The organism is Enterococcus timonensis (assembly GCF_900104595.1).
In the GTDB taxonomy this organism is placed as follows: domain Bacteria; phylum Bacillota; class Bacilli; order Lactobacillales; family Enterococcaceae; genus Enterococcus_J; species Enterococcus_J timonensis.
Map to the genome: position 1 here is coordinate 214,153 of NZ_FNVY01000002.1, position 24,929 is coordinate 239,081.

22 protein-coding genes and 1 pseudogene are annotated in these 24,929 nt (G+C 38.5%); 21 read left to right on the plus strand and 2 right to left on the minus strand.

Going from position 1 to position 24,929, the window contains the following annotated elements:
- Nucleotides 1-21: 21 nt before the first annotated feature.
- Nucleotides 22-261 (minus strand): hypothetical protein, encoded by a 240-nt coding sequence (locus tag BQ5341_RS01360; RefSeq protein WP_071130266.1) that lies wholly within the window; start codon nt 259-261, stop codon nt 22-24.
- 285 nt (nt 262-546) lie between these two features.
- On the opposite strand from BQ5341_RS01360, the gene BQ5341_RS01365 reads away from it, so the two are divergent.
- The 13 genes and pseudogenes from BQ5341_RS01365 to BQ5341_RS01425 all read left to right on the plus strand — a co-directional run bounded on the left by BQ5341_RS01365 (nt 547) and on the right by BQ5341_RS01425 (nt 13,651).
- On the plus strand, nt 547-2,097 hold the full coding sequence (locus BQ5341_RS01365) for a patatin-like phospholipase family protein (protein WP_071130267.1): 1,551 nt from the start codon (nt 547-549) through the stop codon (nt 2,095-2,097).
- A complete protein-coding gene (locus BQ5341_RS01370) occupies nt 2,081-2,299 on the plus strand; it encodes a YdbC family protein (protein ID WP_071130268.1) in 219 nt (72 codons plus the stop codon). Before BQ5341_RS01365 ends, BQ5341_RS01370 begins: the two co-directional genes overlap by 17 nt.
- Before the next feature lie 118 nt (nt 2,300-2,417).
- Entirely contained in the window at nt 2,418-3,035 is a 618-nt protein-coding gene (gmk, locus tag BQ5341_RS01375) for a guanylate kinase (protein ID WP_071130269.1), read from the plus strand.
- Nucleotide 3,036: 1 nt separating this feature from the next.
- Nucleotides 3,037-3,265: pseudogene (gene rpoZ / locus BQ5341_RS01380) on the plus strand (DNA-directed RNA polymerase subunit omega); the annotation flags it as partial.
- Between the two features lie 152 nt (nt 3,266-3,417).
- The gene (priA, locus tag BQ5341_RS01385) at nt 3,418-5,814 is read left to right on the plus strand and encodes a primosomal protein N' (RefSeq protein WP_071130271.1); all 2,397 of its coding nucleotides are present in this window, start codon (nt 3,418-3,420) and stop codon (nt 5,812-5,814) included.
- Between the two features lie 9 nt (nt 5,815-5,823).
- A complete protein-coding gene (gene def / locus BQ5341_RS01390; protein WP_071130272.1) occupies nt 5,824-6,318 on the plus strand; it encodes a peptide deformylase in 495 nt (164 codons plus the stop codon).
- Nucleotides 6,311-7,252 carry a methionyl-tRNA formyltransferase gene (fmt, locus tag BQ5341_RS01395; RefSeq protein WP_071130273.1) on the plus strand — a complete coding sequence of 314 codons (942 nt, stop codon included), beginning with the start codon at nt 6,311-6,313 and terminating at the stop codon, nt 7,250-7,252. Before def ends, fmt begins: the two co-directional genes overlap by 8 nt.
- A complete protein-coding gene (rsmB, locus tag BQ5341_RS01400; protein ID WP_071130274.1) occupies nt 7,249-8,586 on the plus strand; it encodes a 16S rRNA (cytosine(967)-C(5))-methyltransferase RsmB in 1,338 nt (445 codons plus the stop codon). Before fmt ends, rsmB begins: the two co-directional genes overlap by 4 nt.
- 23 nt (nt 8,587-8,609) lie before the next feature.
- A complete protein-coding gene (locus BQ5341_RS01405) occupies nt 8,610-9,356 on the plus strand; it encodes a Stp1/IreP family PP2C-type Ser/Thr phosphatase (RefSeq protein WP_071130275.1) in 747 nt (248 codons plus the stop codon).
- Nucleotides 9,349-11,364, plus strand: coding sequence for a Stk1 family PASTA domain-containing Ser/Thr kinase (gene pknB / locus BQ5341_RS01410; protein WP_071130276.1), 2,016 nt, complete (start codon nt 9,349-9,351; stop codon nt 11,362-11,364). The genes BQ5341_RS01405 and pknB overlap by 8 nt, the downstream gene beginning before the upstream one ends.
- Nucleotides 11,365-11,432: 68 nt before the next feature.
- On the plus strand, nt 11,433-12,332 hold the full coding sequence (gene rsgA / locus BQ5341_RS01415; RefSeq protein WP_071130277.1) for a ribosome small subunit-dependent GTPase A: 900 nt from the start codon (nt 11,433-11,435) through the stop codon (nt 12,330-12,332).
- A 3-nt stretch (nt 12,333-12,335) separates the two neighbouring features.
- On the plus strand, nt 12,336-12,986 hold the full coding sequence (rpe, locus tag BQ5341_RS01420) for a ribulose-phosphate 3-epimerase (RefSeq protein ID WP_071130278.1): 651 nt from the start codon (nt 12,336-12,338) through the stop codon (nt 12,984-12,986).
- On the plus strand, nt 12,983-13,651 hold the full coding sequence (locus BQ5341_RS01425) for a thiamine diphosphokinase (protein WP_071130279.1): 669 nt from the start codon (nt 12,983-12,985) through the stop codon (nt 13,649-13,651). The genes rpe and BQ5341_RS01425 overlap by 4 nt, the downstream gene beginning before the upstream one ends.
- A 30-nt stretch (nt 13,652-13,681) precedes the next feature.
- Here BQ5341_RS01425 and rpmB read toward each other — a convergent pair whose 3' ends face one another.
- Entirely contained in the window at nt 13,682-13,870 is a 189-nt protein-coding gene (gene rpmB / locus BQ5341_RS01430; RefSeq protein WP_071130280.1) for a 50S ribosomal protein L28, read from the minus strand.
- A gap of 256 nt (nt 13,871-14,126) precedes the next feature.
- Between rpmB and BQ5341_RS01435 the strand changes: the two genes are divergently transcribed.
- The 8 genes from BQ5341_RS01435 to BQ5341_RS01470 all read left to right on the plus strand — a co-directional run bounded on the left by BQ5341_RS01435 (nt 14,127) and on the right by BQ5341_RS01470 (nt 24,926).
- Complete coding sequence (locus tag BQ5341_RS01435) at nt 14,127-14,489, plus strand: Asp23/Gls24 family envelope stress response protein (RefSeq protein WP_071130281.1); 363 nt, start codon at nt 14,127-14,129, stop codon at nt 14,487-14,489.
- A gap of 24 nt (nt 14,490-14,513) precedes the next feature.
- The gene (locus tag BQ5341_RS01440; RefSeq protein WP_071130282.1) at nt 14,514-16,187 is read left to right on the plus strand and encodes a DAK2 domain-containing protein; all 1,674 of its coding nucleotides are present in this window, start codon (nt 14,514-14,516) and stop codon (nt 16,185-16,187) included.
- An 81-nt stretch (nt 16,188-16,268) separates the two neighbouring features.
- The gene (gene recG / locus BQ5341_RS01445; protein WP_071130283.1) at nt 16,269-18,299 is read left to right on the plus strand and encodes an ATP-dependent DNA helicase RecG; all 2,031 of its coding nucleotides are present in this window, start codon (nt 16,269-16,271) and stop codon (nt 18,297-18,299) included.
- A 41-nt stretch (nt 18,300-18,340) separates the two neighbouring features.
- On the plus strand, nt 18,341-19,339 hold the full coding sequence (gene plsX, locus BQ5341_RS01450; protein WP_071130284.1) for a phosphate acyltransferase PlsX: 999 nt from the start codon (nt 18,341-18,343) through the stop codon (nt 19,337-19,339).
- A gap of 112 nt (nt 19,340-19,451) precedes the next feature.
- Entirely contained in the window at nt 19,452-19,694 is a 243-nt protein-coding gene (acpP, locus tag BQ5341_RS01455) for an acyl carrier protein (protein ID WP_071130285.1), read from the plus strand.
- A 110-nt stretch (nt 19,695-19,804) separates the two neighbouring features.
- Entirely contained in the window at nt 19,805-20,503 is a 699-nt protein-coding gene (gene rnc, locus BQ5341_RS01460; RefSeq protein WP_071130286.1) for a ribonuclease III, read from the plus strand.
- 51 nt (nt 20,504-20,554) lie between these two features.
- Nucleotides 20,555-24,118 (plus strand): chromosome segregation protein SMC, encoded by a 3,564-nt coding sequence (gene smc, locus BQ5341_RS01465; RefSeq protein WP_071130287.1) that lies wholly within the window; start codon nt 20,555-20,557, stop codon nt 24,116-24,118.
- Entirely contained in the window at nt 24,111-24,926 is an 816-nt protein-coding gene (locus BQ5341_RS01470; RefSeq protein ID WP_071130288.1) for a Cof-type HAD-IIB family hydrolase, read from the plus strand. The genes smc and BQ5341_RS01470 overlap by 8 nt, the downstream gene beginning before the upstream one ends.
- Nucleotides 24,927-24,929 lie beyond the last annotated feature (3 nt).

Genomic DNA, 24,929 nt, shown 5'->3' on the forward strand with positions numbered 1-24,929 from the left:
TAAGATCAACGCAAGAGAACGTTAATTTTTTTCGAACCATTGAACGAGTGTTTTTTTCGTTTCGTCTTTAAATTCTGGTTTAATCATGCTTAATAAACTTGGTAACATCGTGGCGATAACGACTTTGCTGGAGAAATCTTTAGTATTTACCGAGGCGAAAATTTTCCCCGATAATTCTTTAGCTTCTTCCATTTTGTCTTCTTTAACCACTTTTGCTAAATATTTCTCGAAAAACTCTTCTTCTTTCATTGTAAATGCCATGATGATGTCCTTTGTCAAAAAAATTTCTGACCGGTAAAAATATGCGCCAGGCAAAAATTTGGTTACCCTTTTGACAATTTTCCTTTCGTAAATTTAATCGTCGTAACAAACGATTTGTTTAAATTGTGAAAATAACTTGGTGCAAAAAAACATGCTGAAAACAAAATCTGCACATCTAGTACAATTTAATTGTAGCCCTTTTCGGCAAAAATGTATCATGAAATGATTTGTGCACATTTTTGGTATAATAAAGTATGTTGGTCTGAAAATCGGGAGGTGAAAAAGATGCTTTTAAAATTAAATCTATCGGACAGTGAAAGAATTGGCGTATTTTTAAATGAAGCCATTTTGCCGGCACCTTTTTTTGCCGATCGTCCAAAAGCTCTCCGGCATGTTTGGCAAAGTTTATTTTCTGTAAAAGCACGTATTTATGGTTTGTTCACTCAAAATAAACTAACCGCTTTAATGATTTTTAAAAAGCAAACTAACGACTTACATTTAGAAAATTTATTGTTTTCTCGCTACAGCACCCCTGATAAAAAAAATATACAACAAGCTTTTTTCATGATTGGTCAAAAAGAATTTGTGCAAACAATTTACTTTGGACTAAGCGAACAATTATTTGGCGCCAAGTTAGCTATTCCTAAAGTAAAAACGGCGCTCGTCTTAGGTGGCGGTGGGGCGCGCGGAGCGTATCAAGTCGGGGCGATGCAAGCATTTCTTGGAGCTGGATTTACTTTTGATTTAATTTGCGGGACCTCAGTTGGCGGGTTGAACGGCGCTTTGTTTTTAAACGGCGACATCGATCAGGCGATTCAATTATGGGAAACAATTGAAACGGGGAAAATTTTAGCCTTTGAGCAACCGGTAGATTCGGCGCGTTTTAAAAGAGAATTTTTAAAAACAGCTTTAAGAGAAGCCGGAATTTCGTCAGCCCCTTTAAAAAAATTAATTCTTGACTATTCTAATGTAGATTTGATTCAAAAAAATACTTGCCCATTGTATATCGTTACTATCCAAGTGCCGAGTTTTAAAGAAGTGGTGGTGGATATGCAAAAAGTGCCGCCGGAAGAATTCGCCGATTGGTTAGTAGCTTCGGCTTCATTTTTTCCCGGAATGGCAGTGGCCGAAATTGCTGGTGAATTTTATATGGATGGCGGCTATAAAAATAATTTGCCACAAGATGTCGCTGTAGCTCATGGGGCCAAGCGGCTGGTGTCCATTGATGCAAAAGGCCCGGGGATGATTAAAAAAATTTCTCATCGCCTACCGGAACTAATGGTAAAAAGTCCTTGGGCATTAGGTGAAGTCTTATCTTTTACCGCCCAAACCGCCCAAGAAAACTTGCAACTAGGTTTTTTAGAAACGCAAAAATTATTACAACAAGCGCAAGGCTATTGGTATACTTTTACTAACGAAAGTTTGCAACAACAATTAAAATTAAGCCGGCGCTTTTTACAACAAAAAAAAATAAATATTACCCCAGGCATCTATCGCTCGCTGACGCATTTTTATGGTCAAAATGTTACACCAGCGAATCTCGGCTTGGCCCTTTTAGAAACATTAGGCCGTTTTTGGCAAGTGAGTCCAGCGGTTTTATATACGCTGCCGGAATTTTGCCAAAAGTTAAGGCAACAAGCGTTAAAAAATCAGGAAAATCCATTTGTTCCCCGTTTAAAATGGGAAACAAATAATCCATCTTTACTATTACAACGACGACAATTAACCCGCCATTTCCACGGCGAAAAAAACGTCACGCTCCACCGAGGCGCATTAAAAATTTTTCAACAATTTGTTGAATTTTTACAGGAGGAAGAAAATGGCAATCCAATTTGAAATTTTAGAAACAATCGGCGTATTATCAAGCAATCAAAAAGGTTGGCAAAAAGAATTGAATTTGGTGAGTTGGAACGAACGACCGGCCAAATTTGATCTACGGGACTGGTCGGCTGATCATAGTAAAATGGGCAAAGGGATTACTTTAAGCAATGAAGAAGTCGCAGCGCTTAAAAAATTACTGACGGAAATGGATGTCTAAATGGCTAAAATTATTACCATTTCCTTAGCATTCCGCCAAAAATTGCGAGAAGACTTGAAAAATTTCTAAAAAAAGTGCAAAATAGGGGTAATCTATAAAATGAGGGGATTTTTCGCACATGTCTGACAAAGGCTTACTGATTGTTTTATCAGGACCTTCTGGTGTTGGTAAAGGCACCGTCCGCAAAGCACTTTTTGCTAGCGACCATAATGAATTTCAATATTCCATCTCCATGACGACCCGAAACAAGCGCGAGGGCGAAGTGGAAGGTGTGGATTATTTTTTTAGGTCTAAAGAAGAATTTGAACAAATGATTGAAAATGGCCGCATGTTAGAACATGCTCAATATGTTGGCAATTATTATGGCACGCCACTAGATTATGTGGAAGAAACATTAGCCACTGGAAAAGATGTTTTTTTAGAAATTGAAGTCAAAGGCGCCATGCAAGTTCGGGAAAAAGTTCCTGATGGCGTGTTTATTTTTTTGACGCCACCTGATTTAGGCGAATTAAAATCGCGAATTGTTGGCCGTGGAACGGATAGTCCAGCGGTGATTGATGAGCGAATGAATGTTGCTGTTTCAGAAATTGAAATGATGGCTTCATATGATTACGCAGTAGTAAACGATCATGTCGATTCCGCTGTGGATCAGATTCGCGAAATTATTCGCGCTGAACATTGCCGCGTTGATCGTGTGATTGGCAAATACATTAAAATGATTAAGGAGATTAACTAATATGATGCTCAAACCTTCTATCGATTCCCTGTTAGACAAAGTCAATTCCAAATATTCTTTAGTAATTTTATCCAGCAAACGGGCCCACGAACTGGACGCCAAAGCAAAACCAACCTTAGATCATTTTGAATCTGTAAAAAGTGTCGGACAAGCTTTAGAAGAAATCGACGCCGGGAACGTGATTGCCGATCCCCATCCAGAATTAAAACGCGAACGCATTCGCCAAGAATCTGAAAAATTAGCAGTCAAAGCAAAAGCTGAACAAGCTGCTATGGCTGAAAAAATTAGTAACGACAAAATGTAAATTTAAAAAAATAATCGTAGGCTGAGACAAAACCTTTTTGGCGGTCTCAGCCTTTTGAAATAAAAGGAGGAAACGCGGTTGCTGGCTGAAATTATTGTAGATGTACCAAGTCTGAATACGGATCAACCATTTACTTATGGCGTTTCCGAAAATTTTTCTTTTGTTAAAAAAGGGTGTCGCGTGGTGGTGCCTTTTGGGAAAGGCGATCGCTTAGTGACAGGTTTTGTGGTAGGTTTAAAAGAAGAAGACGTGAGCGAAGAGTTAAAAATGATTCAAGAAGTCTTAGATTTTGAGCCTGTGTTAAATGACGAGCTACTGGCTTTAAGTCAATTTATGCAAGAAAAAACTTTTGCTTTTAAAATTACTTGCCTGCAAACGATGCTCCCTAATGCTTTAAAAGCAGATTACGATAAAGAATTTTGGCCTACTGAACAAATTTCTGCTGAGGAAATGGAAATTTTTCAAGGACAAGAATGTCTTCATTTAAAAGAAGTGAATGAACGGGGACTTTTAAATCAGCTGATCAAATGGCGGGACCAAAAAAAAATTGAAATTATTTATCGGGTAGCTCAAAAAAGTCAGCCGAAAACCCAACGTTATGTGAAAAATTTGTTGACTGCAGCTGAAATCAAAACGCAACAAAATTTGCAACGAAAAAATGCCACGAAACGTCTGGCCTTGCTAGAAGCCTTGCTAGCTGTAAAAGAAGAAGAAGTCTCCACGCAATTTTTTTATCAACTAGGACTAGACGCTAGCATTTTAAAACAAGGAGCGCAATCAAGCTGGCTTTCTTTTATTGAAAAAGAAGTGTATCGCGATCCATTTGCTAATAAAAATTTCCCCCAAACAACGCCGCAAGTTTTAACAGACGAACAACAAGTAGCCTTTACTAAAATTGATGACGCCCGAAAAGAAAAACAAGCCGAAACTTTTTTATTAGAAGGGATTACCGGCTCTGGTAAAACAGAAGTTTATTTGCAAGTGATTCAAGAAGCTTTAAATAATGGGCAAACAGCATTAATGTTAGTGCCAGAAATTGCTTTAACACCACAAATGGTGCAACGTTTTAAAGGGCGCTTTGGAAATTTAGTCGCCGTCTTACATAGTGGTCTAGGCCAAGGGGAGCGTTACGATGAATGGCGCAAAATTCAAAGAGGCGAAGCGAGCGTTGTCGTTGGTGCGCGCTCGGCGGTTTTTGCACCACTAGAAAATCTTGGGGTAATTATCATTGATGAAGAACATGAAACAAGTTACAAACAATCCGATACCCCTCGTTATCATGCCAGAGATTTAGCGCAATTTCGCAGTCAATTTCATCATTGCCCGCTCGTTTTAGGATCAGCCACACCGTCTTTGGAATCGCGGGCCCGAGCACAAAAAAAAGTGTACCAATTATTAACATTAACAAAACGTCCTACCCAACAAGCACTTCCGACTGTCGAAATTATTGATTTAAAAGATGAATTTAAAAAGGGCAATTTTTCAACTTTTTCGACGACATTGACAGAAAAAATTCAGCAACGGCTGAAAAAACGCGAACAAATTGTTTTAATGCTTAATCGCCGCGGATTTTCTTCCTTTGTAATGTGTCGAACGTGTGGTTTTGTTCTTCCTTGTCCAAATTGTGATATTTCTTTAACGTTACATATGGATATTAAAAAAATGAAATGTCATTATTGTGGCCATGAAGAGCCGATTCCTAATCGTTGTCCGCAATGCCAAAGTGAAAAAATTCGCTACTATGGCACTGGCACCCAAAAAGTAGAAACCGAACTGGCAGAACTTTTCCCCGAAGCGAGAATTTTACGGATGGATGTCGATACAACTAGAAAAAAAGGCGCTCACGAAAAAATTCTTGCACAATTTGCCGCTCACGAAGCGGATATTTTATTAGGCACGCAAATGATTGCTAAAGGTCTTGATTATCCGTTAGTCACTTTAGTTGGCGTATTAAATGCCGATACGGCGTTACATCTGCCGGATTTTAGAGCTAGCGAGCATACTTTTCAATTATTAACGCAAGTGGCCGGTCGCGCCGGACGGGGAGATTTGCCAGGTGAAGTGGTAATTCAAAGTTTTAATCCGGAACATTATGCGATTCAACTAGCGCAAAAGCAAGATTACGAAAATTTTTATCAAAAAGAAATGAACTTGCGCCATCTCGGTGGCTATCCGCCGTATTTTTATACGGTGCAAGTCACCGCTAGTCACAAGGAAGAAGATGTGGCTGCCAAAACAATTTTTAATTTTTTTACGTTGTTAAAAGAAAATTTAACAGACCAAGCGATTTTTATCGGTCCAAGTCCCAAAGCTATTTTGCGGGTCAATAATCAATTTTACTATCAATTATTAATCAAATATAAAAATGAACCAAATTTAGCAGAGTTGTTAAAACAAATTCAAGAAAAAACGCTGGAGCTGGCCTTTAAAGGTGTGAAAGTCGCCATTGATGTCGAGCCGTTGCAGTTTATGTAAGGAGAAATCATGATAATACCTGTGATTATTGCCCCTGACAAGCGGCTGCAAAGAGCCAGTCAGGCGGTGGTGGAAATTACTGAAGATACCGAACAATTACTAGACGACTTATATGAGACCATGATTGCCCACGATGGCATCGGCATTTCCGCGTGCCAAGTCGGCGTGATGCAACAAGTTTGTGTCATTCAAATAGATGAAGAAGATGAAGTGATTGAAATGATTAATCCGCGTCTGTTAAAAGGTTCCGGCGTTAATCTTGATTTGGAAGCTTGTTTATCGCTGCCGTATGTTTATGGAACGGTGGAACGTTTTGATCAAGTACTCGTAGAATATTTTGATCGCCAAGGAAATTTAATGGAGCTTGAAGCTGATGATTATTTAGCCCGCTGCGTGCAACACGAGCTGGATCATTTGGCCGGACATTTATTCACTGAAAAAATTATCGAACAAATTGCTTTAGAAAATGTTGATCAATGGATGGAGGAACACACACATGACTAGTATTATTTTTATGGGTACGCCACAATTTAGTGTGCCAATTTTAGAAGGACTCGTAGAAAATGAAAATTATCAAGTACTCGCTGTGGTCACTCAACCAGATCGATTGATCGGACGCAAAAAAATATTGACCCCAACTCCAGTGAAAATGGCAGCAACGCGTCTTAATCTTCCTGTGTTTCAACCAGAAAAATTATCCGGCTCAGACGAACTACAAGAAATTATTGCTTTAGCGCCAGACTTTATCGTGACGGCCGCTTACGGTCAATTTTTACCAGAAAAATTATTACAAGCGGCCAAAATTTTTCCGCTGAACGTTCACGCCTCTTTATTACCAAAATATCGAGGAGGCGCACCGATTCATTATGCCGTGATAAATGGCGATGAAAAAACTGGCGTCACAATTATGGAAATGGTGAAAAAAATGGACGCTGGCGGGATTTTTTCCCAAAAAGAAATTCCCATTGCCAAAACAGATGACACAGGTTTATTATTTGATAAACTTTCTATCGTTGGCCGCGATTTATTATTGGAAACTTTACCAGAAATTATCGCCGGCCTAAAACCAGTGCCGCAAGATGAAACGCTAGTGACTTTTGCTCCGAATATTACAAAAGAACAAGAAAAAATTAATTTTGAAAAACCGGCCAAAGAGATTGTTCGCTTAATTCACGGCTTGCGCCCGGCTCCAGGAGCTTTTGCGCTATTATCAAATGAAGCGCGCTTTAAAATTTGGGAAGCTACTGTGGCAACTGAGGTAACGAATGCTAACTGCGGAACTGTCTTAGCGGCGGATGATAAAATTTGGATTGCGTGTGGCGAAAATTCTGTTTTAGATGTGCAACAAATTCAAGCAGCTGGAAAAAAACAAATGACGACCGCCGAATTTTTAAAAGGCGCTAGTAAAGAATTACAAGTTGGGATGGTTTTTGAATGAAAAAAGTTCCTGAAGGATTTAAAAGAAATCCGCGTTTTTTAGCTATGGCGGCGATTGAACAAAGTCACAACGGTGGCTATTCGAACCTCCTAGTGAAACAAACGATTAAAAAAAATAAATTAAGTCCGGAAGACGGCCGGCTTTTTACCGAAATTGTCTACGGCACGATTATGTATTCTCTATATTTAGATTATCAACTGGCACCTTATCTTGAAAAACAAAAAAAGATTTTGCCTTGGGTCAATGTTTTATTAAAAAGCGCCCTTTACCAAATGATTTTTTTAAGCCGAGTACCTGATCATGCGATTTTAAATGAGTCAGTGGACATTGCCAAGAAATATGGTCATACCGGTCTAGGAAAATTAATTAATGGTGTTTTACGAAACGTCCAAAGAAATGGCAAAAGAAATCTCGATGAAATTACTGATCCGCTAGAACGTTTGTCTATTGAAGCTAGTTTCCCGTTACCTTTATTAACTTTTTTAGATCAACAATTAGGATTTGAAAAAACTAGCGCCTTAGCAAAAAGTTTGCTAACCCCAAGTCGCGTTTCAGCTCGGGTGGACCTGTCTGAAATTTCCCGCAAATATGCCCAACAGCAATTAACGAAAGAAGGAATTGAAACAGAATTTTCTCGTCTTTCGCCAGCTGGACTAGTGGGGGAAAAAGGATTTTTAGCCGGTTCTTCTTTATTTGAACAAGGACTCATCACTATTCAAGATGAAACATCGATGTTAGTGGCGCCGATTTTAGATGTCCATGAAGATGCCCAAGTGCTAGATGCTTGTGCGGCTCCTGGTGGCAAAACGACACATATCGCAAGTTTTTTAACAACGGGTCGGGTAACCGCGATTGATATTCATCAACATAAAGTCAAATTAATTGAAGAAAATGCGGAACGTCTTCATGTGACTGAAAAAATTTGGGCAGAAATTGGCGATGCCAGACTAGCCCATAAACAATTCCAAAAAAATTCTTTTGATCGTATTTTAGTTGATGCACCATGTTCAGGTCTTGGTCTGATGCGGCGCAAACCAGATATTAAATATCAAAAAAATCCCCAAGATTTTCTAAGATTGCCTGAAATTCAGCTGGAAATTTTAGAAAGTTGCGCACAAGTCTTGAAATTAGAGGGTATAATGGTTTACAGTACATGTACGATTAATATTTTAGAAAATGAAGAAGTCGTGCAAGAATTTTTGAAACGTCATCCAGAATTTATTTTGGAACAAATAAAAACAGATTTTGCAGGAACAGTGGATACATTAACGATTTATCCGCAAGATTTCGGGACAGACGGCTTTTTTATTAGTCGTTTGAAAAAAATTGCTTAGGAAATTTTTGAGAAGGTGAAATGATGGAGATCCAATATTTAGTGGACCAAGGGCTAAAACGCAGAAGCAATCAAGACTTTGCCGGGCTCTTTAAAAATCAAAGAAACCAAACGCTAGCTATTGTTGCTGACGGCATGGGTGGACATTTAGCCGGTGACGTTGCTTCAAAAATGGCAGTGGAAGAATTAGGGGAACAATTTAAACAGACTTCTTTTGAGCGTGCGCAAGAAGCCACCTACTGGTTTATTCAACAGCTCCAAAATGAAAATCAACGGATTTATGCTAAAGGTCAAGAAAATCCGAATTTTTTTGGCATGGGAACAACCGTTGTGGCTTTAATTATTTTTGAAGACGAATTTGTTTTGGCTCATGTGGGTGATTCGCGGGCTTATTTATTGAAAAACCAACAGTTGCGGCAAATTACAGTGGATCATTCTCTCGTCCAAGAATTAGTCAACCAAGGAGAAATTACGCCGGCGATGGCCAAAGCCCATCCACAAAAAAATGTGGTGACTCGTTCAGTAGGGATGCCAGGCACGGTGGAAGTTGACGTAATGAGCATGAAAATTTTTGGCGACGAACAAATTTTGCTAAGCTCAGACGGTTTAACCAATATGGTTGACGACGATGTTTTAGCAGAAGTTCTAATGAGCGAGCGCACTACCCAAGAAAAAGTGAATACTTTAGTTGAGACGGCTAATAAAAATGGCGGACTCGATAATATTACAGTAATGGTCATCGACTTTAATAAAGGAGCAAGGCATGATTGAAATTGGCAAAAAACTAAATGGTCGTTATAAAATCATCGGCAATATTGGTCAAGGTGGAATGGCGAATGTTTATTTAGCGCAAGATCTTATTTTAAAAAGACAAGTTGCAGTCAAAGTATTGCGCTTTGACTTTCAAAATGATCAAGCTGCGATTCGTCGTTTCCAACGGGAAGCTTTGGCGGCCACTGAACTTGTTCATCCAAATATTGTGCAAGTTTATGACGTCGGTGAAGAAGACGGCATGCAATATTTAGTGATGGAATATGTAAAAGGAATGGATCTTAAAAGATATATTCACCAAAATTCGCCGTTGCGGTATCAACAAGCGGTAAACATTATGGAACAAATTTTATCAGCTATCGCCCTGGCACATCAACATCGCATTATTCATCGGGATTTAAAACCGCAAAATATTTTAATTGATGAAGACGGCGTTGTAAAAATTACGGACTTCGGGATTGCGATTGCTTTATCGGAAACTTCGATTACTCAAACCAACAGCATGCTCGGTTCCGTTCATTATTTATCGCCAGAGCAAGCCCGCGGTGGCATGGCCACTCGCCAGTCAGATATTTATGCACTAGGAATTATTTTATATGAAATGCTTTCTGGAAAAGTGCCATTTGACGGAGAGTCGGCCGTTTCTATTGCTTTAAAACATTTTCAAAATGATTTGCCTTCTTTAACAGTGGCCGATCCGAATTTGCCGCAAGCATTAGAAAATGTTGTCTTACATGCAACTTCTAAAGAACCGGTGGATCGTTATCAAACGGTGGAAGACATGGCAGAAGATTTAAAAACATGTTTAGATATTTCTCGCGCCAATGAAGCGCGCTTTGAACCCGTGGGCTTAAATGGCGACACGGTAATTTTAGGACCGATTCCAAAAGATGCGCCAATGCCTACTTCATTTAAAAAAATGGAAAATGTTGAAGAAAATGAAACACCTAGCGCATCAGTGGCACCTGAGATGCCGCCGAAAAATAAAACTAAAAAAAATCGCAAACCATTAATTATCGGTTTAGTTGCGGCACTTGTTTTAATTTTAGGAACAGTCATTGCTTTGGCACTTAGCGCGCCCGATGATGTGACGGTGCCAGATGTTAGCGAGTTGACAGTGGAAGAAGCGACTGATGAATTAATTAGCGCGAAGTTAAAAGTAGCAAGTGAAGTGAAAGAAGTAGCCGATGACGAGATTGAAAAAGGGTTAGTCGTTAAAACAGATCCAGAATCAGGCGCTGAGGTGAAAGAAGAACGGGAAGTTATTTTATATGTAAGTTCTGGTCCTGGAGAAATTGAAATGCCTGATGTCACCAAGATGAGTTTGGCTGAAGCGACTAGCCAATTAATTAAAGCAGGTTTTTCAGAAGAAAATATTAAAAGTGAAGAAGATTTTTCGGCTGATGTTGAAGCGGAATTAGTTGCTAAACAAGATCCAGAAGCTAAAGAAAAAGCCAATCCCGATCAAGTAATCACTTTAACGATTTCTAAAGGTCCTGAACTAAAAGAAATTGATAATTATGTCGGCCGCACAGAAAGTGAAGCCACCGATTCTTTATTAGCATTAGGTTTTTCTAGTAGCCAAATTCAAATTGTTTATCTCGAATCAACACAAGCGGCTAACACTGTCCTTTCACAAGATCCTGCCAGTGGCACTTCTTTAAATCCTAAAGAAGATAATGTCACCTTAACTGTTAGCCAGGCACCAGAAGTAATTACTTTGCCAAGTTTTGCTGGCCAAACAAAAACGCAAATTTCACAATATATGACCGATAATGGTTTGTATGTGACTTATGTAGAAGAATACAGCAGTACGGTTGCTAAAGGATTGGCTGTTTCTAGTAATCCAGCATCGGGTTCGACTGTTAAAGTCGGCGCCACAATTTCGGTAGTTATTTCATCGGGACCACAAGCGGTAACGCCGCCAAGTTCTTCCACACCGGAATCATCGACAGTAGAATCATCAACGGAAGAATCAACGCCAACATCTTCAAGCGAACAACCATAAAATAAATAAAAAAAGCAATCAAAACCTCACAAGATTTTGGTTGCTTTTTTTGTGTTAAAATAGAATGAATGAATAACGGAGGTGGATTTTTGCAAGGACAAATTATTAAAGCAGTCAGTGGATTTTATTATGTAGCTACAGTGCAAGGAGAAATTTTTCAAACGCGCGGACGAGGAATTTTGCGGCAAAAAAAATTAGCCCCCCTCGTTGGCGATTATGTAGAATTTTCAGCGGCCAATCAAACAGACGGCGCTTTAGAAGAAATTTTACCGCGAAAAAATCAAATGATTCGTCCCACCGTGGCCAATGTTGATTTAGGTGTGGTAGTCATGAGTGCTAGAAAACCTAATTTTTCGCTAAATTTATTGGACCGCTTTTTAGTGCATTTAGAATTTTTCAAAATTTCAGCTTTACTTTTTGTCACGAAACTTGATTTAGTCGAAGATATCGATCAAGATGAATTTTTAACAGTGCAAAAAGATTATCAAAAAATTGGCTATCCGGTGATTTTAAGTAACAAAAATGAACTGGAAAAATATTTTCCTCATCAGCTGACGGTTTTTATGGGTCAATCTGGAGCTGGCAAATCGACTTTATTAAATGAATTAGCACCGGACTTAACTTTAGCCACCGGTGAAATTTCAGAAAGTCTTGGCCGTGGTCGCCATACTACGCGCCACGTGGAGCTGCATCCCTTATTCAATGGATTAATTGCCGACACACCAGGATTTAGTTCTTTGGATTTTCCTGATGAGATGACTCCAGAAGTGTTGCCGTATTTATTTCCGGAAATTGGTGAGACGAGTGCCGGCTGCAAATTCCGCCAGTGTTCTCATACAAATGAACCAGGTTGCGCGGTTAAAGAAGCAGTGTTACATCACGAAATTTTAAACAGTCGTTACGAAAATTATCAACAGTTTTTAAAAGAGATTAAAGAAAAAAAACCGCAGTATAAAAAAGGAGTCTAACTAATGAAAATTTCCCCCTCGATTTTATCCGCTGATTTTGCCCATTTAGCCCGCGATGTTCAAATTGTTGAAAAGGCCGGCGCACAGTACTTGCATATTGATATTATGGATGGCCATTTTGTTCCTAATCTTACGTTTGGGCCAAATGTTGTGGCCGCTTTAAGAAAAGATTCGCAACTAGTTTTCGATGTTCATTTGATGATTGAACATCCGGAAAATTTTGTGGAAGATTTTGCTAAAGCAGGTGCTAATATTATTATGGTTCACCAAGAAAGTACCGTTCATTTGCATGGAGTTTTACAACAAATTAAAAAACTCGGCGCTCGGGCTGGGGTGGTCATTAATCCCGGAACGCCGGTAGTGATGATTGAACCTGTTTTATCATTAGTCGATCAAGTTTTAGTGATGACAGTCAATCCTGGTTTTGGCGGCCAACAATTTATTCCAGAAACGGTTGAAAAAATTGTCGAACTGAAAAAGTTACAAAAAAAATTAGGCCTTGATTTTGATATTGAAGTGGATGGCGGTATTAATGAAAAAACTGCTGTAACTTGTCAAGAAGCTGGCGCCAATGTTTTTGTCGCAGGATCTTTTATTTTTAATAGTGAGAATCCTACTGAAAAAATTCTAACATTAAAAGAGGCCTTAGCATGAAAGTAGTTTTAGTGGCAGGTCATTTGGAAAAAGACTTTGCTGAACAATTTTTAAAAAAAATCAATCCCGACGATCAACTCGTGGGGATTGATTATGGGGCTTATTTTTTAATTGAAGCAGGCTTCAAACTAGCTTTAGCGGTGGGAGATTTTGATTCATTAAGTGCGAGCCAATTAGAAAAAGTGAAAAAAGAAACGCCTGAAGTAATTTTACTGCCCGCTGAAAAAGATGATACCGATACGCAAGCTGCGTTAGTAAAAGCGCTAGAAAAATTTCCTGAAGCTACGCAATATATTTTATTAGGGGCGATTGGCGGACGGATAGATCATTTTTTGGCTAATTTATATTTGCCATTAGAAAGTCGATTTTATCCGGTAATGAAAAAAATCCAATTGCAATCTTCCGACAATCAAATTAATTTTTTCGCCCCAGGTCAATATACGATTGAAAAAAATCCGGAGATGACTTATTTAGCTTATGTGGCGCTTGTTCCAGTTGTCAATCTTAGTTTAACTAAAAGTCGCTACACGTTGGATAATCAAATTGTCAGCCAACCTTTTTCATTTGCTAGTAATGAATTTATCGGAAGTACGGCTGAATTTTCCTTTGATAGTGGAGTTATAGCCGTGATTCAAAGTCGCGATCAAATAAAAAAAGACCGATGAGTTAGACTCACCGGTTTTATTTTTATGAAATTAAACGCGTTCAACTTTACCTGATTTCAAAGCACGAGCAGACACCCAGACTTTTTTAGGTTTGCCATCGATTAAAACACGAACCTTTTGCAGATTAGGTTTTACGGTACGTTTAGATGCATTCATTGCATGGGAGCGATTATTACCGCTACGAGTTTTACGTCCGGTAAAATAACATACTTTTGCCATTTGTTGTTCCTCCTTTGCTTCGATCTTCGAGCTAACTTAAGCTCATACTAGAATAATTTAGCATAAATAGCTGGTCAATGCAAGTAAAATTCCAAGTTGAACTATTTTTTTTCATTAAATCCGGCTGCTTTTTTTAACGTTCCTTTATTTTCCAGCCGGGGTATGATAGAATTGTCAAAGAAAATGGGAATTTATTTTCCATTTTTTTAAACTGAAAATGAAATGTTAAAAATGAATTTTAAAAGGAGGATTTCCGATGGCAGTCAAAATTAAAACACCAGCCGGGACGATTGAAATTGCTAATGAAGTCATTGCCACTGTAGTTGGTGGAGCAGCAACTGATATTTATGGCATCGTCGGGATGGCCAGCAAAAATCAAATTCGTGACAATTTAAATGAAATTTTACGTAAAGAAAATTATTCAAGAGGCGTTGTTGTTCGTCAAGAAGAAAATGGTGTGGCCGTTGATGTCTACACGATTATTAGTTATGGCACGAAGATCTCGGAAGTTTCTAAAAATGTCCAAGAAAAAGTAAAATACAATTTAGAAACCATGTTGGGGATTAGCGCAAATTCCGTGAATGTTTACGTTCAAGGCGTTCGTGTGTTACCAGACTAAGTCGAGATTTGAGGAGGATTAATCGTGAGTGTAAATACAATTACCGGAGAAAAATTTCAGCAAATGATTCAACAAGGAGCCAATCGTTTAGGCGTCAATGCTGAATATGTCAATTCATTAAATGTTTTCCCGGTGCCTGATGGTGACACAGGAACAAATATGAATTTGTCGATGACTAGTGGTGCAAAAGCTGTCGCTGATGCCCATGAAATAAAAGTAGGTCAGTTAGCTACACATTTATCAAAAGGATTATTAATGGGCGCTCGAGGAAATTCCGGCGTTATTTTATCGCAATTATTTCGTGGCTTTGCTAAACAAATTGTTGACGTTGATCAACTTGGCGGCAAAGATTTAGCGCAAGCTTTTGCCCACGGCGTTGAAACAGCTTATAAAGCAGTGATGAAACCTGTTGAAGGAACGATTTTAACCGTCGCTAGAGAAGCAGCAAAAGCCGGCATTAAAGCGGCGAATAATACTGACGATGCTACTGAAGTTATGACGGCTGTTTTAAAAGCTAGCAAAATTTCTCTAGCTAACACACCGAATTTATTGCCTGTTTTAAAAGAAGTTGGCGTAGTAGATTCTGGCGGTCAAGGATTGGTTTTTGTGTACGAAGGATTTTTAGAAAGTTTAACTGGAAAAATTAGCGAAACAACAAATTATCAACCAACGCCTGCTGAAATGGATGAAATGGTTAATGTGCAACATCATCGTGCCGTTCAAGGACATATGGCTACAGAAGATATTCATTTTGGCTATTGTACAGAAATTATGGTTTCTTTAGGCACTGGTCCAACCGTTACAGATACTTTTGATTACGATACATTCCGCAATCATTTGGATAAAATTGGTGACTCGTTACTAGTAGTTAATGACGATGAAGTCGTTAAAGTCCATGTCCATACCGAACAACCTGGTGAAGTGATGAATTACGGACAAAAATTTGGCTCATTAATTAAAATTAAAGTGGACAATATGCGTTTGCAACACGAAACGATTTTGGAACATGATCAAGAAGTTGCTGAGTTTAAACCAGCGCCAAAAGAATTGGCGGTCATTGCGATTGCTGCTGGAAGTGGCGTGCAAGAATTATTTAAAAGTTTAGGGGCAAGCTATGTGATTTCTGGTGGACAAACGATGAATCCTAGCACCGAAGATATTTTAAAAGCAATTCAAGACGTCAATGCGAAAAATGTTTTAATTTTGCCAAACAATAAAAATATTTTCATGGCGGCGAGTCAAGCAGCTGAAGTGGCTGAAGTGGCCGTTGATGTAGTAGAAACTAAAACTATTTCTCAAGGGTTAACGGCGATGTTAGGTTATAATCCAGAAGGGAATTTAACTGATAATCATGCAAGTATGACCGCATCGGCTAAAGAAGTTGTTTCAGGTCAAGTGACTACTGCCGTTAGAGACACATCTATTGATGGTGTGGTAATTAAAAAAGATGATTACTTAGGAATGATCGATGGTAAAATTGTCATTTCCGAATCGAATTTAGCGGCTGCTTCACTAGATACTTTGGCTAAAATGATTAACGACGACACCGAAATTGTGACAATTATTTTTGGCGACGGCGCAACGCAAGAAAGTGCTGAAAAATTATCTGAACAATTGAATGAGAAATTTCAACATTTAGAAATTGAAGTACATGAAGGCAATCAACCAGTTTACCCATATTTATTTTCAGCTGAATAAGATTTTTAGAAATTAAAAAAATAAAAAAAGGTTGGAACGCAAAATTGTGTTTCAACCTTTCTTACATAAGAAAGGGGAAAAATGGCAAGCTTACAAGATTCAGTAGCAGTTTTAAATGGAGTCGGCCCTAAGATGTTAGAAGATTTGGCTAGTGTCGGTATTGAAACGATTTTGGATTTGCTAACCTATTTTCCTTTTCGTTTCGATGATATTAAAGAGCGGGAAATTACTGAAATTTTTGACGGGGAAAAAGTGGTCTTAAAAGGCTTAGTAGTTTCTGATGCAGTAGTAAATTATTACGGTCCGAAAAAATCTCGGCTGGCGTTTCGGTTAATGCAAGACGGCGTCGTTATTAACGTGACTTTTTTCAATCAGCCATATTTAGCCCAAAAAATTATTTTAGGGGAAAATTTGGCAGTTTTTGGTAAATGGGACGCGAAAAAAAGAGCCCTGACTGGGATGAAAATTTTTGGACAAGCAGTGACGGCTGATTTTCAACCGGTTTACCATGTGGTGAAAAGTTTATCGCAAGCGAGATTAATTAAAATCATTCATCAAGCTTTCGCCGATTACAGCAGTTATATTACCGAAACTTTACCAGCAGATTTAATTAAAAAATATCAACTACTCGACCGAGCCACCGCATTATATGCCATGCATTTTCCAAAAGATGCCACGCAAGGACACGAGAGTCGCCGGCGAGTAGTTTTTGAAGAATTTTTTTATTTCCAATTAAAAATGCTAAGTCTCAAACAAAAAGAACAACAAAAAAATGTTGGCTCCACTCTTCATTTTGATAATCAAAAGTTAAAACAATTTATTGAGACTTTGCCTTTTGAATTAACGACCGCCCAAAAAAAAGTCACCAATGAAATTTGTCGTGACCTTTTGCAGCCGATTCACATGCAACGATTGCTACAAGGCGATGTGGGGAGCGGGAAAACAATTGTCGCTCTGTTAGCCATGTACGCCGCCATTACCGCAGGCGCGCAAACAGCTTTAATGGTACCAACGGAAATTTTAGCCCAACAACATTTTGAAACGTTTCAAAAATTATTAAAAGAAACGCCAATTAAAGTCGGACTTTTAACTTCCAGCACGAAGACCGCTGAAAAAAGAGAGATTTTAGCCCAATTAGCCAATGGTGAAATGAATTTAGTGATTGGGACTCATGCTTTGATTCAAGAGACGGTGCAATTTAAAAACTTAGGCTTTGTGGTCACCGATGAACAACATCGTTTTGGGGTCAATCAAAGAAAAACTTTGCGAGAAAAAGGACATTTCCCAGAAGTTCTCTTTATGACCGCAACGCCCATCCCTCGAACGCTGGCGATTACAGCATTTGGCGAGATGGATGTTTCCATTATTGATGAATTACCAAAAGGCCGGCAGAAAATTTTAACTAAATGGGTGCGCCCGCCGCAATTTGATCAAGTAATGGAATTTATGGCGCCGAAAATTAAAGCCGGCGATCAAGCCTATCTGGTGTCGCCGTTAATTGGTGAATCAGAAACATTAGATTTAGAAAATGCCCAAGCTTTATTTGTCGAAACACAAGCGAATTTTCCTGATTTAAAAGTCGGCTTGCTTCATGGACAAATGACCTCAGCAGAAAAAAATGAAATCATGGGCCAGTTTAAAGAAAATAATATTCAAATCTTAGTTACCACGACAGTTGTTGAAGTAGGAGTCGATGTTCCTAATGCGACGTTTATGATTATTATGGACGCCGATCGCTTTGGCTTATCCCAATTACACCAGTTAAGAGGGCGCGTTGGTCGAGGGAGTAAAGCTTCGTTATGTGTTTTAGTAGCTGATCCAAAAGGGGAAAACGGCAAAGAGCGGATGAAAATTATGACTGAAACTACTGATGGCTTTGTTTTGGCGCAAAAAGATTTAGAAATGCGGGGGCCGGGAGAATTTTTCGGACAAAAACAATCAGGCTTGCCACAATTTCAAGTAGGGGATTTAGCACGCGATGAAGATATTTTACAACTTGCCCAACAAGAAGCGAAACAACTTTTAGCTAACGAGCGTTCGGCTGAAATTTTACAACGACCGCCTTTTAAAGAAGCACTTGCTCAACAAGTTTTTTCCAGTTATTTTGATTAGAAGCTATGTTATACTAAACAAAAACAAGTAAGGAGCATAATATGAAAATTGCAGTTGACGCGATGGGCGGCGACTTTGCCCCAAAGGCGATTGTTGAAGGGGTCTTATTAGCCCACGAAAAGACACCAGAAATTGAATTTATTTTATTTGGCGACCAAGAACAAATCAATCCGCTTTTAACTAGTCACGAAAGAATTACCGTCGTTCATACGACAGAAAAAATTACCGGAGACGATGAACCGGTAAAAGCGATTCGTCGTAAAAAACAAGCATCGATGGTTTTAGCAGCTCAAGCAGTGAAAAATAGAGAAGCCGATGCCATGTTTTCAGCAGGAAACACTGGCGCTCTTTTAGCTTGTGGTTTACTGATTGTTGGCCGGATTAAAAATATAGAACGTCCCGGATTATTATCGACTTTACCTGTAGTAGGTTCTGATGCAGGATTTGATATGATTGATCTTGGTGCGAATGCGGACAATCGGCCAGAGCATTTAGTAAATTATGCTATTTTAGGAAGCTTTTATGCTGAAAAAATTCGCCATATTAAAAATCCGCGAGTCGCTCTTTTAAATAATGGTACGGAAGATTCAAAAGGAAATGAATTGACGAAAGAAACTTTTGGCCGTTTAAAAGAAAATTTCGCTATTAATTTTATTGGTAATGTGGAAGCTCGTGATTTATTAAAAGGGGCAGCTGATGTAGTAGTGACGGACGGATTTACCGGCAATGCCGTTTTAAAATCCATTGAAGGCACAGCAATGACTATGATGGATTTAATTAAAGCTTCGATTAATGAAGCCGGCGTGCGGGGAAAAGTTGGTGCATTATTATTAAAACCTGCTTTGCGCAATGTCAAACACGCCCTTGATTATTCTAGTCATGGTGGTGCCGTGCTCTTTGGCTTAAAAGCGCCAGTGATTAAAACGCATGGTTCAACTGAAAAAGAAGCGGTGGCCCAAACTATTTATCAAATTGAAGAAATGGTGAAAAGCGGACTGATTCCAGATTTAGTAGCTCATTTTGAAGAAGAAAAAGCTTAAGAAAATAGTATTTATGCACCAGATTTCACAAAAAAACTAGACAAATGACTAAAAAATCAGTACAATATTTTAGAAGTGTTCGTGCATTTGACTTTTGTTGGGAGGTGTTATTTTGACGCGAAACGAAATTTTTAGCAAAGTGGCCTCAATCATTGAAAAACATTTTGATGTAGCCCAAGAAAAAATTACCGATACTTTAAGCTTACAAAATGATCTAAACGCCGATTCGATTTCAGTAATGGAATTTGTTTTGGATTTAGAAGATGAATTTGGCATTGAAATATCTGATGAAGATGCTGAGCAAATCGAAACAGTCGGAGCGGCTGTCGATTATATTGCCTTACATTTAAATTAATTTGCTCAATCCAGTGGCATTAGTCTAAGACTAGTGTCGCTGTTTGTTTATAGACCAGTAAAACGTTATAATGAACAAGTCAGAAAAATTTATTAAAAAGGGTGTTAGTCATGGATAAGCAACTCCAAGATTTACTAAAAGAAAATTTCCAAATCGTTTTTCATGATGTGAATCTCTTAGAACAAGCGTTTACCCATTCATCTTATGTGAATGAACATCGCTATTTACAATTAGAAGATAATGAACGACTAGAATTTCTCGGCGATGCCGTTTTGGAAATTTTAGTTTCTAAATTTTTATACGATGAATTTCCCCATGTGCCAGAAGGTAAATTAACAAAAATGCGCTCGCGGGTCGTCCAAGAAGATTCCTTGTCTAAATTTGCCCAACAAGTTGGCTTTGATCAATTTGTAAATTTGGGTAAAGGCGAAGAAGCTTCCGGCGGCAGAAGTCGGCCAGCGTTGTTGTGTGATTTATTCGAAGCGTTTCTTGGTGCTTTTTATCTGGACCAAGGATTAATTGCGGTTCGTGGATTTTTAGAAAAAGTTGTCTTTCCTAAAATTAAAGCTGGTGTTTTTTCCCATGAGATGGATCACAAAACGCGTCTCCAAGAAGTATTGCAAAAAGACGGCGATATTAAAATCGAATATCGGGTCGTTGAAGCCGTGGGTCCAGCTCACGAACGACTCTTTGCTATTGAAGTTTGGGGCAAAGAGCAACTGCTTGGACATGGATCAGGTAAATCCAAAAAATTAGCCGAACAAGCCGCCGCTAGAAATGCTTTAGAAAAACTAGGCGCAGAGTTTTAAAAATTTTTTAGAACAATACTTTTTTATCTTATGGAAACAAGGAGTTCTTTTGTGCACTTAAAAAAAATCGAAATCATCGGCTTTAAATCATTTGCCGATAAAACCATTTTAAGTTTTGAACCAGGAATAACTGGTGTTGTAGGGCCCAATGGTTCGGGGAAAAGTAATATTACTGAAGCCATTCGTTGGGTGCTAGGAGAGACATCGGCCAAATCATTGCGGGGCGGGAAAATGCCGGATATTATTTTTGCCGGTACCCAAACGCGTAAGCCGGTAAATATTGCTGAAGTAACGGTGATCTTGGATAATCAAGATCACTATTTGCCGTTAGATTTTACTGAAATTTCTGTTACGCGTCGTTTGAATCGTAACGGCGATAGTGATTATTATATTAATCATAAACGGGCGCGCTTAAGAGATATTCAAGAACTTTTTATGGACTCGGGCCTTGGTAAAGAAAGTTTTTCGATTATTTCGCAAGGGAAAGTCGAAGCGATTTTTAATTCTAAACCGGAAGAGCGCCGGGGGATTTTTGAAGAAGCTGCCGGTGTTTATAAATATAAGCAAAAGAAAAAGGCAGCCGAACAAAAATTATTCGAAGCCCAAGATAATCTCAATCGGGTGACCGATATTATTTATGAACTGCAAGAACAATTAGCACCACTGAAGCTAGAAGCCGTGCAAGCGGAAAAATATATCGCCTTTAAAGCTCAATTAAAAGAAGTCGAAGTGGCCTTAAACGCTGAAAAAATTGCCCAGTGGCAAGTAGATTTTACAACAGGCCGAGAAAAAATTGCCGAACTAACGCAAGTGTTGCAAGAAAAAAATCAACAACAAGAGCAATTAGAAGCGGCATTAGCAAAACAAAAAGAACAACACCAAAACTTTGACGAAAAACTAACCCACGGGCAATCACAATTGGTGGAAGTAACCAAAACTTTTGAACAAACCCAAAGTAAAAAACAATTATTCGAACAACAACAAAAAAATGTTTTAGAAAAAAAAGCTGAACTTACGGCCAATGTAACTAATTTAGCAGCTGAAATTGCTAGTTTGACAGAAAAAATAATTAACGAGCAACAACAATTGCTAACAAATCAAGCCACGATGGATGAAATTGCCGCGATAGTAGAACAAGCAGAAGCGGATGTCTTGCAGTATTCTAAATCAGTCAAAGAACAACTGGCTGATTTGCGGGCCGATTTTATCGAACTGATGCAAGATGAAACAACGATCAAAAATGATGCTAAATACGCCCAACGCCAAAAAGAACAAGCACAATTGCAACAAGAAGTTATTGAAAAAAAATTAAAAGAAATTGAAAAGCAACAACAACAACTAACGGAAAACTTGCAAGAACTTCGAAATCGCCAACAAGCAGCTAGCGAAAAATTGCAACGTTTATTAACAATTGTCACTGATAAACAACAACAACTGGATTCGTTACAAGAAAATGAACAACAATTACATCAAGTGTATTATCAAAAGTTAGGTGCGTTGCAACAAAAAAAAGCCCGACTGAAAAATTTAAGCGATATTGCTAACAGTCACTCTGGTTTTTATCAAGGTGTCCGGGGTATTTTACGCAATCAAGACTTGACCGGGATTGTTGGTGCTGTAGCCGAATTAGTCACGGTTCCCAGTAACTTAACTTTAGCTATTGAAACGGCAATGGGCGCGACGATGCAACAAGTCGTAGTAGAAAATGAACAAGCCGCCAGTGCTGCTATTCATTATTTAAAAAGTAAGCGTCTTGGGCGGGCAACCTTTTTACCGGTAACAACGATTAAAGAGCGGCACTTGCCAGATTATTTACTAAAAGAATTGGCACAAGATTCGCGAGTAGTGGGTGTGGCGGTTGATTTAGTTTCTTTTCCTGAAAAACTAACAGCTATTTTTCGCTCTTTGTTAGGAACGACAATTATTGCCAAAGATTTACCACAAGCCGTTGAATTAGCCAAAAAAATTCGCCACCAATATAAAATTGTCACCTTAGCAGGAGATGTAATGAACGCCGGCGGATCTATGACCGGTGGGGCTACTAGTAGTAATCAAGCAGGTCTGCTTAGCCAAAAAGCGCAACAAGAACAATTGATTCAAGAAATTGCCACCTTAGAACAAGAGGTTTCTGAGGATGAAAAAAAAGTCAGCCAAAGCAGTAGCACCCAAGAAAAATTAAAAAATGACTTAGGGATTTTACGGAAAAATGAAGAAAGTGGTCGGCAATTTCTTCAAGAAATGGCCGCAGCATTATCTAACGATCAAAAAGATTTTGACCAATTAGCAAAAGAAAAAACAGTTTTAAAGCAAGATTTAAATCGTTTAACTATTGATTTAAAAGAAGCTGAAAAAAACAACCTTTTGTCAGAAGAACAATTAACGGTCAAAGAAAATCAAAAAAACAAATTACAAGCACAAATGAATCAGCTAGAACAAACAGGATCCAATAATGAGAATTTAAAAACAGCCGCCAATGAACAGTTACAAGAAGCCCGAAAAAATTTGGCCGTTATGACAGAAAGCCAAAATCATTTGCGCCAATCACTAGCTAGTCAGACAGCCCAAAAAGAACAACAAATTGCACGTCTGACTCAAATTCAAGGCGAATTGACCGAGAATTTTTCGCAAATGATTGAATCACCCGAGCAAATTGCGCAATTATTAGCTCAAGCTTTAGAGCGCCAAAATTTGTTAACTGAAGAAATTGACCGCTTAAAAGAAAAAAAACAAACCGCGCAAGTCGCCTTAAATCAGTTAGAAGCTCAAAATCAAGAAAACCAACAAAAAATCCAAGAAATTTTAAAAAAATTAGCCGCCGGAAAAGCTGAGGATTCTCGCTTAGAAACACGACTAGATCATGCGCTAGAATTTCTCCAAGAAGAATATGAATTAACTTATGAAAAAGCGCGGGAATTTAAACTGACGGTGACCATTGAAGAAGCAATGCAAGTAGTAAAAGATTTGAAAAATAATTTGCAAGCTTTAGGAAACGTTAATTTAAATGCTATTGAGCAGTACCAACAAGTCAGTCAACGCTATGAATTTTTGGCGGCCCAAAAAGAAGATTTATTGCAAGCTAAAGATCATTTATTTGCAACAATGGATGAAATGGATCAAGAAGTGAAACAACGCTTTAGCCAAACTTTTGAAGAAATTCGCCTCGCTTTTGAAAATATTTTTCCGAAAATGTTCGGCGGTGGCGTGGCGGCCTTGCGCTTAAGTGATCCTGATGATTTATTAAATACGGGAGTAGAAATCGAGGCGCAACCACCAGGAAAAAGATTGCAAAATTTAACTTTGCTTTCCGGTGGCGAACGGGCGTTAACGGCAATTACATTGTTATTTGCTATTTTGCAAGTCCGTCCGGTTCCTTTTACCGTTTTAGATGAAGTGGAAGCCGCACTTGATGAGGCCAATGTTCATCGCTTCGGTCGCTTTTTGCAAAGTTTTAAAGCCGAGCGCCAGTTTATTGTGGTGACTCACCGCAAAGGTACCATGGAAGCTTGCGATGTTTTATATGGCGTCACTATGCAAGAGTCGGGGATTTCAAAAGTGCTTTCCGTTTCTTTGAAAGATGCTCAGAAAACTACCAGTGGAAAGGAAAATCATGATTAAATTACTTGCTTTAGATTTAGATGGAACTTTACTCAATGACGAAAAAAAAATCTCTGTCGCCAATAAAAATGCTTTGAAAAAAGCACAAGAGCTAGGGATTAAAGTGGTCATCACTACTGGTCGACCTTTAGTGGCAATTCAACCTTTCGTGGAAATGTTAGAGCTGCGAGGCCCGAAAGAATATGCCATCACTTTTAATGGCGGCTTAGTCCAACAAATTAAAACGGGTAAAATTTTAGCCAAAACCGTTTTAGATGTCAAAAAAATTCCTCAGGTGGCGGAAGTCTTTAGCCAAATGAATTTGCCTTTGTCAGTTGTCTCAGAAGAAAAAGTATTTGAGTTTAAAACATCTAGCCATGAGTCAATTTACAAAAGTTTGAACCCCCGTTTAATTTATCAAAATACGACACCAGAAAAATTACCAGAAGACCGGATTTATAACAAAATGGTCAGTGCTGTCAGCGCAACGATTTTAGATCAACAATTACCGCGTTTGCCAGAATCTTTAAAATCTCAGTTTGAAATTATGAAATCTCGCGACTGTCTCTTAGAAATTTTACCAAAAGGGGTGGAAAAAGGTCGCGCTTTGGCCATTTTAGGAGAACAATTAAATATTCAACTTTCTGAAATGATGAGTTTTGGCGATGAAGAAAATGATTTGTCCATGATTAAAGCGTGTGGCATTGGCGTAGTAATGGAAAATGGAAATCCAGAAGTGAAAAAACAAGCCGATTTTATTACGAAATCAAATCAAGAAGATGGCGTTGCTTTTGCCATTGAAAAATTTATTTTGAAAGGAGAAAACTAATAT

Bases quoted from the DNA above. Each gene is read 5' to 3' on its own strand.
- BQ5341_RS01360 (WP_071130266.1), bottom strand. From the start codon at position 261: ATGGCATTTACAATGAAAGAAGAAGAGTTTTTCGAGAAATATTTAGCA.
- BQ5341_RS01365 (WP_071130267.1), top strand. From the start codon at position 547: ATGCTTTTAAAATTAAATCTATCGGACAGTGAAAGAATTGGCGTATTT.
- BQ5341_RS01370 (WP_071130268.1), top strand. From the start codon at position 2,081: ATGGCAATCCAATTTGAAATTTTAGAAACAATCGGCGTATTATCAAGC.
- gmk (WP_071130269.1), top strand. From the start codon at position 2,418: ATGTCTGACAAAGGCTTACTGATTGTTTTATCAGGACCTTCTGGTGTT.
- def (WP_071130272.1), top strand. From the start codon at position 5,824: ATGATAATACCTGTGATTATTGCCCCTGACAAGCGGCTGCAAAGAGCC.
- fmt (WP_071130273.1), top strand. From the start codon at position 6,311: ATGACTAGTATTATTTTTATGGGTACGCCACAATTTAGTGTGCCAATT.
- rsmB (WP_071130274.1), top strand. From the start codon at position 7,249: ATGAAAAAAGTTCCTGAAGGATTTAAAAGAAATCCGCGTTTTTTAGCT.
- BQ5341_RS01405 (WP_071130275.1), top strand. From the start codon at position 8,610: ATGGAGATCCAATATTTAGTGGACCAAGGGCTAAAACGCAGAAGCAAT.
- pknB (WP_071130276.1), top strand. From the start codon at position 9,349: ATGATTGAAATTGGCAAAAAACTAAATGGTCGTTATAAAATCATCGGC.
- rsgA (WP_071130277.1), top strand. From the start codon at position 11,433: ATGAATAACGGAGGTGGATTTTTGCAAGGACAAATTATTAAAGCAGTC.
- rpe (WP_071130278.1), top strand. From the start codon at position 12,336: ATGAAAATTTCCCCCTCGATTTTATCCGCTGATTTTGCCCATTTAGCC.
- BQ5341_RS01425 (WP_071130279.1), top strand. From the start codon at position 12,983: ATGAAAGTAGTTTTAGTGGCAGGTCATTTGGAAAAAGACTTTGCTGAA.
- rpmB (WP_071130280.1), bottom strand. From the start codon at position 13,870: ATGGCAAAAGTATGTTATTTTACCGGACGTAAAACTCGTAGCGGTAAT.
- BQ5341_RS01435 (WP_071130281.1), top strand. From the start codon at position 14,127: ATGGCAGTCAAAATTAAAACACCAGCCGGGACGATTGAAATTGCTAAT.
- recG (WP_071130283.1), top strand. From the start codon at position 16,269: ATGGCAAGCTTACAAGATTCAGTAGCAGTTTTAAATGGAGTCGGCCCT.
- plsX (WP_071130284.1), top strand. From the start codon at position 18,341: ATGAAAATTGCAGTTGACGCGATGGGCGGCGACTTTGCCCCAAAGGCG.
- rnc (WP_071130286.1), top strand. From the start codon at position 19,805: ATGGATAAGCAACTCCAAGATTTACTAAAAGAAAATTTCCAAATCGTT.
- BQ5341_RS01470 (WP_071130288.1), top strand. From the start codon at position 24,111: ATGATTAAATTACTTGCTTTAGATTTAGATGGAACTTTACTCAATGAC.